The organism is Flavobacterium sp. N1719 (assembly GCF_025947045.1).
In the GTDB taxonomy this organism is placed as follows: domain Bacteria; phylum Bacteroidota; class Bacteroidia; order Flavobacteriales; family Flavobacteriaceae; genus Flavobacterium; species Flavobacterium stagni.
The window spans coordinates 2306224-2323203 of sequence record NZ_CP109993.1 but is presented as its reverse complement, the minus strand read 5'-3'; the positions used below and the strand labels follow the sequence as shown (position 1 = coordinate 2323203).

General features: G+C 37.1%; 13 protein-coding genes. 9 read left to right on the top strand and 4 right to left on the bottom strand.

Features of this window, described 5'->3' with window-relative positions; translation table 11 throughout:
• Nucleotides 1-57: 57 nt before the first annotated feature.
• Genes OLM45_RS09870 through OLM45_RS09855 form a run of 4 tightly spaced genes read left to right on the top strand, consistent with a single transcriptional unit; the run spans nucleotide 58 to nucleotide 7148 of the window.
• Nucleotides 58-4392, top strand: a complete 4335-nt coding sequence (locus OLM45_RS09870; protein ID WP_264509793.1) for a CusA/CzcA family heavy metal efflux RND transporter — start codon at nucleotides 58-60, stop codon at nucleotides 4390-4392.
• Between the two features lies 1 nt (nucleotide 4393).
• On the top strand, nucleotides 4394-5512 hold the full coding sequence (locus OLM45_RS09865; RefSeq protein ID WP_264509792.1) for an efflux RND transporter periplasmic adaptor subunit: 1119 nt from the start codon (nucleotides 4394-4396) through the stop codon (nucleotides 5510-5512).
• A gap of 2 nt (nucleotides 5513-5514) precedes the next feature.
• Nucleotides 5515-6633: a VIT1/CCC1 transporter family protein gene (locus OLM45_RS09860; RefSeq protein ID WP_264509791.1), complete on the top strand. Its 1119-nt coding sequence runs from the start codon at nucleotides 5515-5517 to the stop codon at nucleotides 6631-6633.
• A gap of 23 nt (nucleotides 6634-6656) precedes the next feature.
• The gene (locus OLM45_RS09855) at nucleotides 6657-7148 is read left to right on the top strand and encodes a DUF2231 domain-containing protein (protein ID WP_264509790.1); all 492 of its coding nucleotides are present in this window, start codon (nucleotides 6657-6659) and stop codon (nucleotides 7146-7148) included.
• Between the two features lie 43 nt (nucleotides 7149-7191).
• Here OLM45_RS09855 and OLM45_RS09850 read toward each other — a convergent pair whose 3' ends face one another.
• Nucleotides 7192-7587, bottom strand: coding sequence for a glyoxalase (locus OLM45_RS09850; RefSeq protein WP_264509789.1), 396 nt, complete (start codon nucleotides 7585-7587; stop codon nucleotides 7192-7194).
• A gap of 76 nt (nucleotides 7588-7663) precedes the next feature.
• Nucleotides 7664-8980, bottom strand: a complete 1317-nt coding sequence (locus OLM45_RS09845) for an OmpA family protein (RefSeq protein WP_264509788.1) — start codon at nucleotides 8978-8980, stop codon at nucleotides 7664-7666.
• Nucleotides 8981-9149: 169 nt separating this feature from the next.
• On the opposite strand from OLM45_RS09845, the gene OLM45_RS09840 reads away from it, so the two are divergent.
• Nucleotides 9150-9545, top strand: a complete 396-nt coding sequence (locus OLM45_RS09840; protein WP_264509787.1) for an acyl-CoA thioesterase — start codon at nucleotides 9150-9152, stop codon at nucleotides 9543-9545.
• Here the strand turns inward: OLM45_RS09840 and OLM45_RS09835 are convergent.
• Nucleotides 9542-10798, bottom strand: coding sequence for a mechanosensitive ion channel family protein (locus OLM45_RS09835; protein WP_264509786.1), 1257 nt, complete (start codon nucleotides 10796-10798; stop codon nucleotides 9542-9544). The genes OLM45_RS09840 and OLM45_RS09835 overlap by 4 nt on opposite strands.
• A gap of 1 nt (nucleotide 10799) precedes the next feature.
• Nucleotides 10800-11075, bottom strand: a complete 276-nt coding sequence (locus tag OLM45_RS09830) for a DUF3817 domain-containing protein (RefSeq protein WP_264509785.1) — start codon at nucleotides 11073-11075, stop codon at nucleotides 10800-10802.
• A 149-nt stretch (nucleotides 11076-11224) separates the two neighbouring features.
• Here OLM45_RS09830 and OLM45_RS09825 point away from each other — a divergent pair, with 149 nt between their 5' ends.
• From OLM45_RS09825 to OLM45_RS09810, 4 genes are all read left to right on the top strand, one after another.
• A complete protein-coding gene (locus tag OLM45_RS09825; RefSeq protein ID WP_264509784.1) occupies nucleotides 11225-12760 on the top strand; it encodes a DEAD/DEAH box helicase in 1536 nt (511 codons plus the stop codon).
• A gap of 189 nt (nucleotides 12761-12949) precedes the next feature.
• Nucleotides 12950-14863, top strand: a complete 1914-nt coding sequence (locus OLM45_RS09820) for a DUF294 nucleotidyltransferase-like domain-containing protein (protein WP_264509783.1) — start codon at nucleotides 12950-12952, stop codon at nucleotides 14861-14863.
• Between the two features lies 1 nt (nucleotide 14864).
• A complete protein-coding gene (locus tag OLM45_RS09815; RefSeq protein ID WP_129461200.1) occupies nucleotides 14865-15461 on the top strand; it encodes a PolC-type DNA polymerase III in 597 nt (198 codons plus the stop codon).
• Nucleotides 15462-15506: 45 nt separating this feature from the next.
• Nucleotides 15507-16979 carry a glycoside hydrolase family 32 protein gene (locus OLM45_RS09810; protein WP_264509782.1) on the top strand — a complete coding sequence of 491 codons (1473 nt, stop codon included), beginning with the start codon at nucleotides 15507-15509 and terminating at the stop codon, nucleotides 16977-16979.
• Nucleotide 16980 lies beyond the last annotated feature (1 nt).

The window sequence follows — 16980 nt, the reverse complement described above, 5'->3', positions numbered from 1 at the left end:
CTATCTTAAACAAATCCAAAAATTGCTTTCCTACTTTTGTAGTATAAAATAGTAGCCATGCTCCAAAAGATTATTGCCTTTAGCTTAAAAAACAAGTTAATCGTTTTGTTGTTCACCGCCTTAGTACTAGGCTTCGGAATATTCTCTGTTTTTCAAATTTCAATCGGTGCGGTTCCTGATGTAACCAACAACCAAGTCCAAGTAATTACCACTTCACGTAATCTTTCAACCCAAGATATCGAGCAGTTTATAACGTATCCCGTCGAAATAGAAATGGCGAATTTACCAGGAGTGAAGGAAATTCGTTCCGTTTCAAAATTCGGTCTTTCTGTGGTAACCATCGTTTTTGAAGATGATTTGGGGACCTATTTACCGCGTCAATTGATCGCTGAAAAAATCAAAGCCGCTTCTGAAAACATACCACCCGGATTTGGAACTCCACAAATGGGTCCGATTACGACAGGTTTGGGAGAGATTTACCAATATACATTAGAAGTTAAACCGGCTTATCAAGACTTGTATGATGCCACCGATTTACGAACCCTTCAAGATTGGACGGTTAAACGCCAACTTTCGGGAATTAAAGGCGTAGTTGAAATCAATACCTGGGGCGGTTATTTGAAACAATATGAAGTCGCCATCAATACATCCAAGTTGAAAGCCATGAACATTTCCACTGCAGAGGTTTTTATGGCAATGGAAAAAAACAACAGTATTGCGGGTGGTTCCTATATTGAAAAAGTAAACCAAAGTTATTTTATTCGTGGCGAAGGGAAAGTGAGTTCGCTTGAAGATATTGGAAATATTGTGGTAGCCAACAAAAACGGATTGCCCATCTATGTTAATGATGTAGCGCAAGTTCGTTTTGGTAGTGCCAATCGTTTTGGTGCCATTACAGGTAATGGTCAAGGTGAAAAAGTGATGGGACAAATCATGATGTTAAAAGGAGGAAACTCCAAACAAGTGATCCATGATGTTAAAACCCGAGTGGCCGAAATTCAAAAAACCTTACCGAAAGGCGTCTATATCAATCCGGTTTTGGAACGTTCCGAATTGGTGGGAAAAACAACCTTTACAGTAGCTGAAAACCTCATTTTAGGTTGTTTGATTGTCATCTTTGTAGTGGTTTTATTGCTTGGCAATTGGCGTTCGGGATTGGTGGTCGCTTCGGTGATTCCACTTTGTTTGTTGTTTGCCATTTCGTTCATGAATATTTTTAACATCGATGCCAACTTGATGAGTTTGGGTGCTATTGACTTCGGAATTATCATTGACGGAGCCGTAATTATCGTGGAATTTATTGCTTTCCAAATTGCGCACAAAGCCAAACATTTAAATCATTTATCAAAATCAGAACGCCAAATTCAGATAGACGAAATCACGTTCAAAAGTGCTTCAAAGATGATGAATTCAGCCGTATTCGGTCAGTTAATCATCTTGATTGTTTTTATTCCGATTTTATCCTTATCGGGTGTTGAAGGGAAAATGTTCAAACCAATGGCGATGACGTTTAGTTTTGCCTTAGTGGGCGCTATGCTGTTTTGTTTTACGTATGTTCCTGTGGTTTCTTCCTTATTTTTAAAAGCAAAAGAAGAACGTACGGATACTTTTTCAGTGCGCTTGATCAACAAATTAAATGCCCTATACCGCCCAATTATCGAATGGGCTTTGAAGAATACCCGAAAAGTAATGTACAGTGCTGGGGCTTTGTTAGTGCTTGCTATTGCATTATTTACAACCATGGGTGGGGAATTTATTCCGACCCTAGATGAAGGCGATTTCGTGATTCAGCCTGTATTAAAAACCGGAACGTCGTTATCCAAAACCATAAAAATTACCACCCAAATTGAGAATACAATTTTGAAAAATTTTCCAGAAGTGCAACAAGTGGTGAGTCGGATTGGTGCTGCAGAGGTGCCCACCGACCCGATGAGTATGGAGGAAAGTGACATTATTGTCAAATTAAAACCAAAAGGGGAGTGGACCTCTGCATCGACAAAAGATGAATTGGCCGATAAAATCAAAGAAGCTGTCGAAAAGCAAATACCGAATATTGAAATTGAATTTACTCAACCCATCGAAATGCGTTTCAACGAATTGATTTCGGGAACGCGAAGTGATGTAGCGATTAAGATTTTCGGGGAAGATTTGAATGTTTTGGCAAAAAGAGCTGCACAAATTAAGAATGCTATTAAAGATGTCGAAGGCGCTTCGGATATTATCGTTGAAAAAACAGAAGGATTGCCACAAATGTCGGTGCAGTTTGATCGCACAAAAATTGCACGTTATGGTTTAAATACAGCCGATTTGAATGAGATGATTGCCCTCGGATTTGCGGGTGCAACTGTGGGAACCGTATTCGAAGGCGAAAAACGATTTGATATGGTTATCCGTTTGGACAAAGACAAACGTCAGAATATTGATGATTTGCGAAATCTATATGTAACCACTCCGCGTGGTGAGCCAATTCCTTTGTATCAATTGGCAAAAATTGAATATACCGAAGGTCCGGCAAAAATCTCAAGAGACAATACCCACCGACGAATTGTGGTGGGAATCAATGTTAGAAACCGCGACATGCAAAGTGTGGTGGATGATGTGCAAAAGATTATCAACGAAAAAATCAAGTTACCCCAAGGGTATTATATTACGTATGGCGGCCAGTTTGAAAACTTGCAAAGTGCCAAAGCCCGCTTGATGATTGCTGTGCCTATCGCTTTATTCCTCATTTTTGTCTTATTGTATTTTGCTTTTCAATCCGTAAAAGAAGCATTAATGGTGTATTCAGCTATTCCATTATCAGCCGTAGGAGGAATATTATTTTTATGGTTACGGGATTTACCGTTTAGTATTTCGGCAGGAGTAGGGTTTATTGCTTTGTTCGGAATTGCGGTATTAAATGGAATTGTGTTGATTGAACATTTTAAAGAATTAAAACACGAAGGCATGACCGATATCGATGAATTAATCAAAAAAGGAACTACTGACCGTTTACGTCCTGTGTTGTTAACGGCATCAGCGGCCGCATTAGGGTTTTTGCCTATGGCGATTTCCGGTTCGGCAGGAGCAGAGGTGCAACGTCCGTTGGCAACCGTAGTGATTGGTGGTTTGTTTACGGCAACACTGTTAACGATGATTGTTTTACCAGTGTTGTATAAACTTTTGGATTCCAAAGAAGGGAAAAAAGCCAAATTTAAAATCAATGCAACAGTTGTTGTTTTCGGTTTCTTATTCAGTAGCTTGGGAACTTTTGCCCAACAAAAAAATACGGAATTGGAAAGTTTAATTCAAAAAGCAACCGAAAATAATCTGGGAATTAAAGCGGCCAATACCGGAATTGAAAAGGCGAAAGCTGCTCAAGGAACGGCCTATTCCATAGATAAAACCAGTATTTACTATGGCTATGATCAGAATAATTTGGCTTTGAATAATTTGCCACTAAAAGTAGTGGGTGTCCAACAGAAATTTAGTTTTCCAACGGTATACAGCGCTCAAAAGAAATTGCTTCGTGCTGAATATGAGCGAGAAAAAGCAGGATTGGAGTTGCAAAAGTTGCAGCTATCTCAAGAAGTCGCCCAATTATACAATACGATTGTATATTTGAACCATCAAAAACAAATGTATCGTTATCTCGATAGTTTGTACCAAAATTTTTCCAAAGCCAGTGGTAGAAAGTTTGAATTGGGAGAAAGCAATTATTTGGAAAAAATTACGGCCCAGAGTAAGTTTCGCCAAATTCATACCCAACTCGAGCAATTGGATTTGGATTTGGAAGCCGCTTATGCTCGTTTAGCTGCCTTCATTCAGGATAAAGAAAAACCTATTCTTCAAACCCAAAAATTAGAACCGGTAATTGCCTTAGATTATAGTTCAAACAAACAAGCCTATGAGTCTTATTTTCAGTCCATAAGTAAAGTAAACGACCAAAATGTGTATTTGCAAAAGCAAGGTTGGTTACCCGATATCAATTTGGAATATTTTCAAGGAAAAAATAACGGTTTATCGACTTCACTTTATGGTTTTCAAGTCGGATTAGGAGTTCCTTTGTTTTATGGTTCGTTTCAAGCCAAGAATAAAGTGGCAAAATTGGAGCAACAACGTTGGGAATCCCAGAAGCAGAATGAACTCAAACGATTAGAACAATCGATTATCGCTCGAAAAAAAGAATTAGATAAATATCAAAAAACCATGCAGTATTACCAGGAAACGGGTAATCAATTGGCCAACGAAATTATCAAAGTGGCCGAGATGAGTTATAAGCATGGTGAAATTGATTTTTTTCAATACATTCTCAGTTTAGAAAATGCCACAGGAATCCGGGCTGAATACCTAAATGCTGTTTACCAATACAATGCCCTTCACTATCAATTAATTTATTTGACACTTCAATAAGATGAAAAAATATATTGCATTATCGTTAAGTTTACTTGTTTTAAGTTGTAAAAATGAACCCGCAACCGCACCAGAATCTTCGGCTGATACTGGATATGTAACGGTTACCAAAGCCCAATTTGAAAATATGGGAATGGCAATGGGAACGCCTGTTGCGATGGACTTTGATGTGGCTGTAAAAGCCTCAGGACGCATTGATGTTCCACCTAAAAATAGAGCCAAAATCACCACGTTCATCTCGGGTTTTGTAAAGAGTTCGAACCTACTCATCGGTGATAAAGTGGCAAAAGGACAAGCACTACTTACCATTGAAAGTCCGGAAGTCGTGGATATGCAAAAAGACTATTTGACCATTGCCCGTCAATTGGAATATTTAAAATCGGAATATACACGTCAAAAGACCTTGTATGACGAGAAAATCACGTCGCAAAAGAATTATTTAAAGGCGGACAGTGATTATAAAACCGCATTAGGTCAATACCAATCGTTACGTCAAAAGTTATTGATGTTGACTATTAATCCAGGTCAAGTTGAAAAGGGAAAAATTGCGTCAACAATTACGTTATATGCGCCTATTTCTGGGGATATCACTACTGTCAATGCCGCTGTGGGTATGGCTGTAAATCCCTCAGAAATGTTAATGGAAATTGTGGATAATAAAGAATTACACATCGAGTTAAGTGTTTTTGAAAAAGACATTTTAAAAGTAAAAGAAAATCAATTGATCAAATTTACAGTACCCGAAGCTTCTAAAGAAGTTTTTGAAGGCGAGGTGCATTTGATTGGTAAGTCTATTGAAGGAACCGACCGTACCACCAATGTTCATGGGCATTTGGATGAAAAAGTAAAGCAAAAATTATTGACCGGAATGTTTATTGAAGCCAATATTGTGGTGGATCGAAAAAAAGGGTATGCGGTACCAAAAGATGCTTTAGGTAAAGAAAATGATAAATATTTCGTACTTTTATTTCACCATGAAGATGGTAAAGGAATTCATTTTACTAAAGTTCCTGTTGTTGTTGGCGCTTCTTCCGATGATTTTGAAGAGATTGCTGTGGATGGAAAAATTAAACCCGATTCCAAAGTATTGCTCAAAGGAGTATTTGATTTAATCAATTAGTTATGGATATTTCCCGATTACAAGCACAATTACAAGTCGAAGTCGATACGGCTTTTTTATACCACAGTATAGCCGCTATTCAAGAAGATCAAAGTTTGTTTCGGGTTTTAGAAGCATTAGCAAAAATTGAAGAAGGACATGCGCAACACATGTTGGGTGAACTACAAAAAGTGAGTCCGAACTACAAAATGCCCAATCCGTCCCGAAGAGCCAAATTGCAATTGCGGTTGGGAAAATTTTTTGGGTACAGTTCGATTATCAGTAGTTTGGCAAGTGTTGAAAAACAATTTGCAGTCAATACGATTCGTAACAAACGAAAACAAGGTGAGGAAATATCGGGATTTGAACACAATCACTTAAAAATTATAGAGGCTGTAAATTCGAACCAAGCCTTAAATGTTTCGGGCGGATTTTTATCCAAGTTTGAGAGTCGACACAAATCAGTAGGAGGAAATGCTTTGCGTGCTGCGGTTTTGGGAGCGAATGATGGTTTGGTGTCCAATATGAGTTTGGTAATGGGAGTCGCTGGTGCAGCCGCACAAAACAATACTATTTTGTTAACTGGTACGGCCGGACTATTGGCGGGTGCGATTTCAATGGCTTTGGGCGAATGGTTGTCCGTGCAGAGTTCGCGTGAATTACATCAACGTCAAATCGATTTGGAAATGGCGGAATTGGAAGCGTCTCCAGAAGAAGAGAAAAAAGAACTCATATTATTATACCAAGCCAAAGGATTGTCAGAGAGTGAAGCTAAAAATTTGGCGGATAAAGCCTTTGAATCTAAAGAATCAGCTATCGATACTTTAATTGTAGAAGAATTGGGAATTGATAAAGAGGAATTAGGAGGTTCCGCTTGGGAAGCTGCCATTACATCCTTTTTATTGTTTTCTATCGGAGCGATTATTCCCCTTTTTCCATTTTTCTTTTTATCGGGGTTTCCTGCAATTTTGGTAAGTTTGGCGGCTAGTGTATTCGGCTTGTTTACGATTGGCGCATCCATCACTTTATTTACAGGGAAGTCCATTTGGTATTCCGGTTTTCGACAAATTGGATTTGGATTGGCTGCCGCTGCCGTAACCTATGGCATTGGTTCGCTGATTGGTGTACAATTAGAAAGTTAATAATTAATAAACAAACAAAGCGTATGAATGATGCACATTTACACATGGTGGTAAATCATTTTCCCATCATCGGAATTATTTTAGGATTTATTGTTTTGGTTGGCGGAATTGTTTTAAAAAATAAGACGATACAGAATACAGCCTACTTTTTATTCATTATTGGAGCAATTGCAACTTTAGCCAGTATGGCTACAGGAGAAGGTGCTGAAGAAATGGTTGAGGAATTACCTGGTATTGGACATGAAATCATCCACGAGCATGAGGAAATTGCAGAAAAACTAGCTTTGGTTTTATATGCCCTTGGTTTGGTCTCCATTGTAGGATGGTATTTGAATGTGAAAGAAAATACTAAAGCAAAATGGGTAACCATTGCGGCTTTGGTAGTATCGATAGCAGGAGTTCTTTTAGGAAAAGCTACAGGAACAAGTGGGGGAGAAATTCGCCACACTGAAATTCGAAATGAAGGCAATACAGCTTCGCCTACTTCAGTGGAAAAACATGATGATGAAGACTAGATAAAAAATAAATAAAAAACCGGAGCATTGTACTCCGGTTTTTTTATGGGTTTTCAAAAAGTTGGACCTGACTTTTCAAGCGTTCAATTAACATATTCATCATACGTTTGTTCAGGTTGGAGGAATTAAGGATGTACTCTTGGTATTCTTGTACTGTAAATAATCCAATTACCATTCCTTTCAGTGAATTACGGAATTTTATATCCCTTTGTATCACATTTTCGATATAGGCCATTTTCTTGTCGGGGCCTAATGTAAAGAAAACGCTTTTCTGTTTGACAGCATAATTCCGAAACACTTCAATGAACAAATCGTTTTGCAATTTCAGAATAGGGCGGAGGGTTTGATTTTGAAAAACTTCCTCGGAAGAAGAATTAGGGTTGATGGTGCCAATAGCATTGCCTCGCAATTCCATTAGACTGGGGTCTCTCGGTTCCATTTTTCTTTTAAAGGTATAAAAAAAGCCCCTGCAAATTGCAGAGGCTTTGTTATAGTTATGAATACTTCGTTGTTAATTATTTAACACGGAAAGTAACACGTCTTACTAATTTTCTAGCACCATCAGAGTTTGGATCTACCGAAGTGTCTTCACCTTGAGTGACAACAGTCATACGGTCTGCAGCGATTCCCGCTTTCACTAAGATAGCTTTCACTGCTTCTGCTCGTTTGTTGGCTAAGTTATTGTTGAATGCACTTGAACCAACTTCATCAGCATGTCCGATAATTTCAATTTTAGTATTCGGGAAATTTCTCAAATAGGTCAACATAAAGTCGATGCCTTCTGTAGAAACATTGGTTGGTGTCGATTTATTAGTATCGAAATAAGTAGTTACATAACCTTCATTGATTAATTTCGTAACCATATCTTCATTAGACTGTTGTTTAACTTCTTTAGTAGTTTTATCGACATAACGTTCTAACTCATCTGGCACACCGTTACGATTGATATCAACCATTTTACCTCTTGTATCAACAGCAACACCCGCAACTGAATTGTTTTCTTGATCTAGATAATCTGGAACTCCGTCTTTGTCGGTATCGTTCATTAAAGTTTCCATATCGTCGATACGTTTGCCCAATGCTTCGATTTCATCCGATTTTTTGTCGCGAATTACAGCCCAGTCACCATGTATGTCATTTGGTCCAAAAGAATACGATAGACCTAATGAACCTGTGATTAATTGACCGTTTAAGTTGTTGGTAATTTCAGAATACGACCCATCCCAATTGAAGTGTTGACGGTAATTGTTTTGAACGGAAACATCTAACATTACAGCTAATTTTTGGGTAATTCTAAATTGTGGTGTAACACCAATTACTAAACCACCATTCCATTCCGTAACACCATTGTTATGATCATTTTCAAAAACATTCGCTGTTTTTGAAGTCATTGCATCAATTTTAATACCTCCATGAGCCAATAAACCAAAACGGTTTAAGTTCTCTTGAATTCCTAATAATCGAGATAAATTAACAACACCTTCTAAACCTACACCAAATTGTTGCATTTCAAAAGGTTTACTTCCGTTGTCTTTAATGTTTTTTAAATTGTCATAATGTAAAGAACCTCTAAATCCAAAATTAGGACTTAACATATAACGACCTGACAATGAAAAACTATTGGCTTGTGGTTTGCCCAAAAAAGCACCTGGATCGCTCGAAAAATATCCAACTGCATAAGGTTTAACACCCTTGGCTTGACCAACGGTTGCCTCAATAGTCCACTTGTTAAATTCAGATGTTGCGGTTGTGTCTTTTACTTCTTCTTTTTTCTGAGCCTGAAGTGCTACAGATGAAGCCATTAAAAGCGACAACAAAGTAATTTTCTTCATATTAGAATTTAGTTAAATTTATACTTTGTGTTGCAAATATAATTGTTTGCAGGTTATTAGCAAGTAAATGTGTTAAAAGATTCTTTATTTTTACAAACAATTTCATTAACAAAAATAAGTTTTTTCTTACTTTGTGTTTTTGATTGCTCCTAATTTAAAAATATACTACATGCGTTTTCATACTAGAAAATGGGTTAAACCCGAAGATTTAAATCCGAACAGCACATTGTTTGGGGGACGTTTATTGGCTTGGATAGATGAAGAAGTGGCTCTGTATGCCATTATTCAATTGGAAACACCTCGAGTAGTGACAAAACACATGTCGGAAATTAATTTCAGAAGTTCGGCCAAACAAGGAGATATAATAGAAATTGGTATCGATGTAGTGAAATTCGGTACAACTTCCCTTACGTTAATGTGTGAAGTGCGCAATATGATGACCCGTGAAACGATAATCTCCATTGATGTGATTACCATGGTAGGCGTGGATGAAAATGGAAAGCCCAAAGCCCACGGTAAAACCAAAATTGAGTATGTTAGTGATCGATTAAATAAAAAAGATTAAATTTCTGATTTAGTATCGGTTGCTAATTCAAAAATCTCTAAATCAAAGTAGGGTACAGCCGCCAATATATGATCAAAAATATCCGCCATTATGTATTCATACTGTTCAAAACGTTGGTCTTTTGAAAAGGCATAAATTTCCAAGGGCATACCATGTGGAGTGGGTTGCAATTGGCGGCATAACAAAATCATGTCTTTGTTTATTCCTGGGTGTTGTTCCAAATAGCCTGTAATATATTTTCTAAACAATCCGAAATTGGTCAAATTTCGACCGTTCACCAAAAGTGACTTGTCTATACTGTGCAATTGATTGTATTCCGAAACCTCTTGTTGTCGTTGGTCGATATAGTTCGAAATAAGCTGAATACGTTTGAGTTTATACAATTCGTCATCGTTTAGAAAACGTATGCTTTTGGACTTGATAAGTATAGAGCGCTTAATACGTCGGCCATCAGAATCCAGCATTCCGCGCCAATTGCGGAAAGAATCGGAAATTAAACTGTAGGTAGGAATTGTAGTAGTGGTATTATCAAAATTTCTCACTTTTACTGTGGCCAAATTGATTTCAATTACATCCCCGTCAGCACCAAATTTGTCAAAAGTAATCCAGTCTCCAATGCGGACCATATCGTTCAAAGCCACTTGAACACTGGCTACAAAACCCAAAATGGTATCTCTAAAAATCAAAATTACAAAAGCCGAAACGGCTCCTAGTGTTCCTAATAAGGCATTAGTGGAAATGTCGAATATTTTTGAAATGATAATTCCAATCCCAAAAATCCACAACATAATCATGATGACTTGGATAAAGCTATCGATAGGTTTGTCACTATACTTGGGTTTTTCCTTCATGTAATCCCTTATGGATTTTAATATACTTCGAATAATCCACAAAGTGAGTACAACAATGTATATACCAACTACTTTACCGAAAAAAGCTTCCCAATAGACATAATTTTCTAATATGACAGGAACCGATTTGTAAATAAATAAGAACGGAATGAGGTAAGAAATGTATTTAGCCGTTTTATTACTGACCAATAAGTCATCGAAATTGGTTCGGGTTTTCTTAGCAATGACTGCCATAAACGTCACTAAAACCAGTCGAAACAGCATATAAATTAGGTAGGCTAAAACAATCATTTGAATCATATTGACCAATAAACTGGAATATGACGCAACTGTATCTCCTAATCCAATTTTACGGAGCAGGGGGTATAGCCAACCAAATAAACTTTCTAGTTTTTGATGCATATTAGAAATATTTTTTTTCCATGACAAAGGTTCCAAAGGGGAGCAATGACGCTATTTGAATCCAACCCAAATCACGCCATGTCCATTGTTGTTGAGTTTTAATTGCAAAGGCTAAGTATACATAGGCAATGAACAAAAGCCCGTGTGTCATACCAATGGGAAAAAGTAGGGTCTTATATAGCGTTAAATCATTTGGTTTTACAATGAGCATGTTGGCAAATAAAACCAAATAGGAAATGCCTTCTAAAAAAGCAATGGATCGAAAAAGTCGGGTCATCTGTTTTGGGTTTATGCAAAATTAGGAATCACGATTTAGATTTAACCTAAAATAACTTTAAAATTGTTTACAAATTCAGGATATATTTTTTGTTAAAAATTAGGTTGCCACTCTTTTTTAAACTTATTTTTGCAAAATTTCATTTTTGAATGTTGGATCAACAATTATTTGACGAATTAGAGGATCGAAAGGAACTTTACGATTACCAATTACGGGACATCGATAAAATTTTCGAGCGATTGGATAACGCGCCTTCAAATTATCATTTGTTGTATCAATTGCCTACAGGTGGCGGAAAAACGGTAATCTTTTCTGAAATCACCCGTCGCTATCTTGAAAAACATCAGAAAAAAGTGGTGGTGCTAACCCATCGCATCGAATTGTGCAAGCAAACTTCAAAAATGCTGAATACATTTCGAGTTAAAAACAAAGTCATCAATAGCGATATCAAAGAATTGCCTGATCAAGAAGAGTATTCTTGTTTTGTGGCCATGGTTGAGACCTTAAAAAATCGCTTAAACGATAAAAAATTAGCCATTCACGATGTGGGTTTAGTGATTGTCGATGAAGCGCATTTTAATTCCTTTCGCAAATTATTCAGTGCATTTAAAGATACCTTTATTTTAGGAGTTACCGCAACACCTTTGAGTTCGAATGTAAAATTACCCATGTATCAAAATTACAATGAATTGATCGTAGGGGATACCATTCAAAATTTAATAGATCAAAAATACTTAGCCAAAGCGACAACCTATAGTTACAATGTGGGGCTGACTTCTTTGAAAGTGGGAATCAATGGCGACTATACCGTAAAGTCATCCGATGAATTGTATTCCAACTTGATGATGCAGGAGAAATTGTTGCATGCCTACATGGAAAAATCAATGGGTAAAAAAACATTGATTTTCAATAACGGTATCAGCACCTCATTGTATGTGTATGAAACGTTTAAAAAGGCAGGATTGAACATCCGCCATTTGGACAATACAACACCCAATGACGAACGGAAAGAAATTCTGAAATGGTTCAAAAAAACACCGGATGCAATTGTGACTTCGGTAAGTATTTTAACGACAGGATTTGACGAACCCACAGTTGAAAGCATCATTTTGAATCGAGCAACAAAGTCCATCACACTTTATTTTCAAATGATTGGTCGGGGTTCTCGACGTTTGCCCAATAAAGAAGAATTTACGATTATTGATTTGGGAAATAATGCCTTACGTTTTGGCTTGTGGAATAATCCTGTAGATTGGCAACATATATTTAAAGCTCCTGAATTTTATTTGGCTAGTCTCCGCGATGATGCCGAGATAGAAAGCAATTTTAAGTACGAGATGCCGCCTGAATTGCGTAAAAAGTTCAGTAAATCGGTTGACTTTGAATTTGATCTCCATGAAGAATTTAAATTCACCGTAAAAAATAATTTGAAAGCCAAAACGGTCATTGACAAATCGATTGACCAACATGCGCGTATTTGCGTTGAAAATGCAGAGGATCAAATCTCGGCTAAATTTTTAACTAAAGAATTGGCGGATGATATTGAATACCGTGTTCGCCAATATTGTGTTCTATTAGGAAATACTACAAAAAATTATCGCTTGTGGTTAATTGAAGACTACAAAGAAAAGCTAGTTTTAGCTACTTCAAAAAAAATGCGTGAAAAATTGATGGCTGAAGAATAATCTTAAACTACAATTAAAACTAAGATTAAATAAATATATATGATTTATAATTTATATTATGTAAAATAGAAAATAAACAAATCATAACCGTATATTTGAATATTGGCAACCCATACTAATTATACCTAAAAATACCCACTCCCAACATATAGTTTCTTAACTTTGTGTCGTTATTGTTTGAAAACTACTATGAGTAATGCTATTGCACAGCGAATTGCTGATTTTTTAAAGGATTATGAACCGTTCAATTTTTTAGCCTATGATGATTTGGTAAAAATCGCCATGACTGTTCGCGTTCATAATTTAGATAAAAACAAAACGCTATTTCAAATCAATGATGCATTACATGATTCGTTTTATGTGGTAGCGTCAGGAATTATAAATTTAATGGTGGTTTCTGATGCCGATGAAATGCTACTCAATAAATGCCATTCGGGTGATATTTTTGGTTTGCGTCCTTTTTTTGCAAAGAATAATTACCAAATGACCGCCAAAGCCAAAGACGATTGTATTGTGTATGCCATTCCAATTGCAACATTCAAACCGTATGTTTCTCAAAATCAAGAAGTCTTAGATTTTTTACTGGAAAGTTTCGCCACCAATTCCAAAAACCAAGCTGATAAACAAGCCAAAGGTCTTTTGTCAGATACCGTAGCATTCAATGAGAATCAATCAGATATGTTGTATTTTCAAACCTTGAGTTACAATCGTAATCCGTTGAAAGTGAGCGCTACGACTACCATCCGCGATGTCGCGCAATTGATGACTGATAATTTATTGGATAGCGCCTTAATTATCGATCAAGCCTGTCCCATTGGCATTGTTACCGATAAAGATTTTCGCGCCAAAGTAGCTACAGGTCGTATTCCTGTTCTGTCGCTAATTCCCACATTAATGAATGCGCCAGTTATTACGGTTAATGAAAATATCTCCGTGGCAGAAGCCCAATTGGTGATGTTAAAACACGGCGTCACCCATTTGTGTGTAACCTTGGATGGAACCGACAAATCGGAAGTCAAAGGAATCATTTCCGAGCACGATTTGGTGGTTGCGCAAGCCAATAACCCGGGCGTTCTATTGAAAGAAATTAAGAAATCTAATTCGGCTAAAGAACTCAAAATTGTTCGGGATAAATTATACGAAATCATTCAATCGTCTTTAAATAGAACGATTCCGTTGACTCACATTAACAGCATTGCCGGTGAAATTACGTTAGCTATAGTAAAAAGAGCGGTCGAACTTGCAATTTTGGACCTTGGGTCCCCTCCTGCTCGTTATGCTTGGTTGTGCATTGGCAGTCAGGGTCGAAAAGAACAATTGTTGTTAACCGATCAAGATAGTATTCTAATCTTTGAAGATGTCCCAGCGGATAAGTATAGAAACACCAAAGATTACTTTATTCGATTGGCCAAAAAAACCACCGGGACTTTAGAAAAAGTGGGGTATAAAATGTGTTCTCAAAATCATATGGCAAGTAATATGCTTTGGTGTAAGTCGTTGACAGATTGGGTGAAACAGTACAACAACTGGATGAATACTCCAGGTGAAAAATCCAACGAAATCAGTAGCGTATTTTTTGATTACGAAATGGCTATTGGCGAACAAAAATTAGAAGATGCTTTGACGGATGTGATTTTCAAAAATGCCAAAAACAATGTCTTGTTTTTTGATTATTTAGGGAATGATGCTCTTCGTAAACCACCCGCACTAACGTTCTTTAAAAAGTTCAATGTGGAAGAAGAAGGCACGTTTAAAGGAAAATTTGACATTAAAAACCGTGGAATTCTTCCTTTAGTAGATGCTGCTCGATTATTGGTGATTAGCAATTCCATTAAAGGCATAAATAGTACCTATCATCGTTACAAACATCTCGCAATTATTGATCCAAAACATGCTGAAATTTATGTAAACTGTGCCGAAGCCTTTCTAGAGTTGTCCAAATTTAGAACCCTAGAAGGTTTGAAAAATGACGACGATGGACAGTATATTGATTTGGAAGAAATGAGCAAAGTCGACAAAGAAAAATTAAAACACGCGTTACAACCCATGCGTGAATTGGAAGAACTGATTAAAGACAATTATCAACTCACACAATTCTCCTAATATGCTGGATTGGTTAAAAAACATAAACAAAGATTATCCGGAATTTTGGAAAGACTATTTGTCAAAATTTGATAAAAAGTCCAATCGCTATGTCGCCTTTTCATTAGAAACTACCGGACTCAATCCGCGAAAAGATGTAGTGCTTTCCATTGGAGCTATCGGTATCATTAACGATCAAGTGATTGTGGGTGATGTTTTTGAAATTGCGATTCCGCAATATAAATATTTGCATGATAATGGCCTTAATCATGACTTTGGAATGGAAAGTTTGCAGCCCAAGCTCGCCGAACCTGCGGCTATCGAGAATTTTATCAAATTTATCGATAATGCCGTATTAGTTGGACACCGCACTTATTTTGATGTCGAAATGTTGAATGAACTATTAGAAAAATTAGGTTGTGGTCGCTTGCGAAATGAAGCATTGGATATTGAAATCATGTACAAAAAACTGCACGATATTTCGGATAAAAATTTCGCATTAGACGAATTGGCAGCCCATTACAAACTTCCCACGACAGAGCATGTTTCCACAACTGACGATGCCTATAACATCGCCCTCATGTTTCTCAAATTAAAATCAAAATTAGGTTTGCGATAAGTGTTAAAGAATTGATTTTTTGTTATTTTTAGCAAAATTTAATTCATGAAATCGCTATTTGCTGCACTATTCTTTACTGGAATTACAATTTATGCGCAAAATTACGACGAAATTTATCGTCCGCAATTTCACTTCACTCCGTCTGCACATTGGATGAATGACCCCAATGGCTTGGTATATTTTAACGGTAAATTCCACTTATTCTATCAATATTATCCTGAAGCTACAGTTTGGGGTCCGATGCATTGGGGCCATGCTGTGAGTTACGATTTAATGCATTGGGAGCAGCTACCAATCGCTTTATATCCCGATGCTTTGGGTTGGATTTTTTCAGGAAGTGCCGTTATTGATACTCAAAATACCGCTGGATTTGGAAAAAACGCCATGATTGCTATTTTCACGTACCACAACGATGAAATTTGGAAATCAGGTAAAAAAAATACCGAATCGCAAGGAATTGCATACAGTTTGGATGAAGGAAAAACCTGGGTGAAATATGATAAAAATCCGGTACTCAACAATACTGGGGAACAAGATTTTCGGGATCCAAAAGTTTTCTGGAACCTTTCAACACAGCTTTGGAATATGGTATTGGCGGTTGGTGATCATATACGAATTTTTTCGTCCCCCAATTTAAAAGAATGGAAAAAAGAAAGTGATTTTAAACCCGATAATGATCTGCAAAATCTCGGTGTTTGGGAATGTCCCGATTTGTTTCCTATGACAACTTCGGAGGGTATCACAAAATGGGTAATGATCGTTAATCACGGTGATAAATGTCCGAATGGCGGTTCGGGAACACGCTATTTTGTAGGTGATTTCGATGGAAAAACCTTCACTCCTAGTCAGTCTTCTCTTTGGATGGATCACGGCACTGATTTTTATGCAGCCGTCACTTTTTCCAATGTACCCGATAACCAACGTATTCTTTTAGGATGGATGAGTAATTGGCAATATGCCACCAAAGTGCCCACTGAGGTTTGGCGAAGTGCCATGACAGTGCCGCGTCAACTCGAATTGGTCGCTTCAAAAAATCAATTTTTCCTAAAGCAATCCCTATTGCCTGTTTTCCAATACAATCAAAACGAATTGTATAAAGCCATCATTGCCTCTTTGCCTTTTGAGAAAAAGCGATTGGAATTGGAACAAGCTGAAATTTCATTTGCTACTGAGGCATCCGACTTTAGAATCACTCTTTTAAATAGTGCTAAAGAACAATTTCAGATCACTTTTGCCAATGGCGTAATTCAAACGGATCGATCCCAATCGGGACAAGTTGGATTTAGTGCAATTTTTGGTACAAAAATCCAAACCATGGCGGTGCCTGAAAAGATTACTTCCGTTCAAATGCTATTGGATGCATCGTCGATTGAACTGCTTATTAATGACGGGAAATATTCCATGACCAATTTATTTTTCCCTATTCAACCCTATTCGGATATTTCAATCACTTCGAATTCAGTTCAAAAAATCAAAAATTTAACCATCAACGCAATTCCTTCTATTTGGAAAAAATAAC

Coding starts and splice junctions, on each gene's coding strand:
- OLM45_RS09810 (WP_264509782.1), top strand. CDS start 15,507: ATGAAATCGCTATTTGCTGCACTATTCTTTACTGGAATTACAATTTAT.
- OLM45_RS09845 (WP_264509788.1), bottom strand. CDS start 8,980: ATGAAGAAAATTACTTTGTTGTCGCTTTTAATGGCTTCATCTGTAGCA.
- OLM45_RS09850 (WP_264509789.1), bottom strand. CDS start 7,587: ATGGAACCGAGAGACCCCAGTCTAATGGAATTGCGAGGCAATGCTATT.
- OLM45_RS09835 (WP_264509786.1), bottom strand. CDS start 10,798: ATGCATCAAAAACTAGAAAGTTTATTTGGTTGGCTATACCCCCTGCTC.
- OLM45_RS09865 (WP_264509792.1), top strand. CDS start 4,394: ATGAAAAAATATATTGCATTATCGTTAAGTTTACTTGTTTTAAGTTGT.
- OLM45_RS09830 (WP_264509785.1), bottom strand. CDS start 11,075: ATGACCCGACTTTTTCGATCCATTGCTTTTTTAGAAGGCATTTCCTAT.
- OLM45_RS09820 (WP_264509783.1), top strand. CDS start 12,950: ATGAGTAATGCTATTGCACAGCGAATTGCTGATTTTTTAAAGGATTAT.
- OLM45_RS09815 (WP_129461200.1), top strand. CDS start 14,865: ATGCTGGATTGGTTAAAAAACATAAACAAAGATTATCCGGAATTTTGG.
- OLM45_RS09840 (WP_264509787.1), top strand. CDS start 9,150: ATGCGTTTTCATACTAGAAAATGGGTTAAACCCGAAGATTTAAATCCG.
- OLM45_RS09870 (WP_264509793.1), top strand. CDS start 58: ATGCTCCAAAAGATTATTGCCTTTAGCTTAAAAAACAAGTTAATCGTT.
- OLM45_RS09825 (WP_264509784.1), top strand. CDS start 11,225: ATGTTGGATCAACAATTATTTGACGAATTAGAGGATCGAAAGGAACTT.
- OLM45_RS09855 (WP_264509790.1), top strand. CDS start 6,657: ATGAATGATGCACATTTACACATGGTGGTAAATCATTTTCCCATCATC.
- OLM45_RS09860 (WP_264509791.1), top strand. CDS start 5,515: ATGGATATTTCCCGATTACAAGCACAATTACAAGTCGAAGTCGATACG.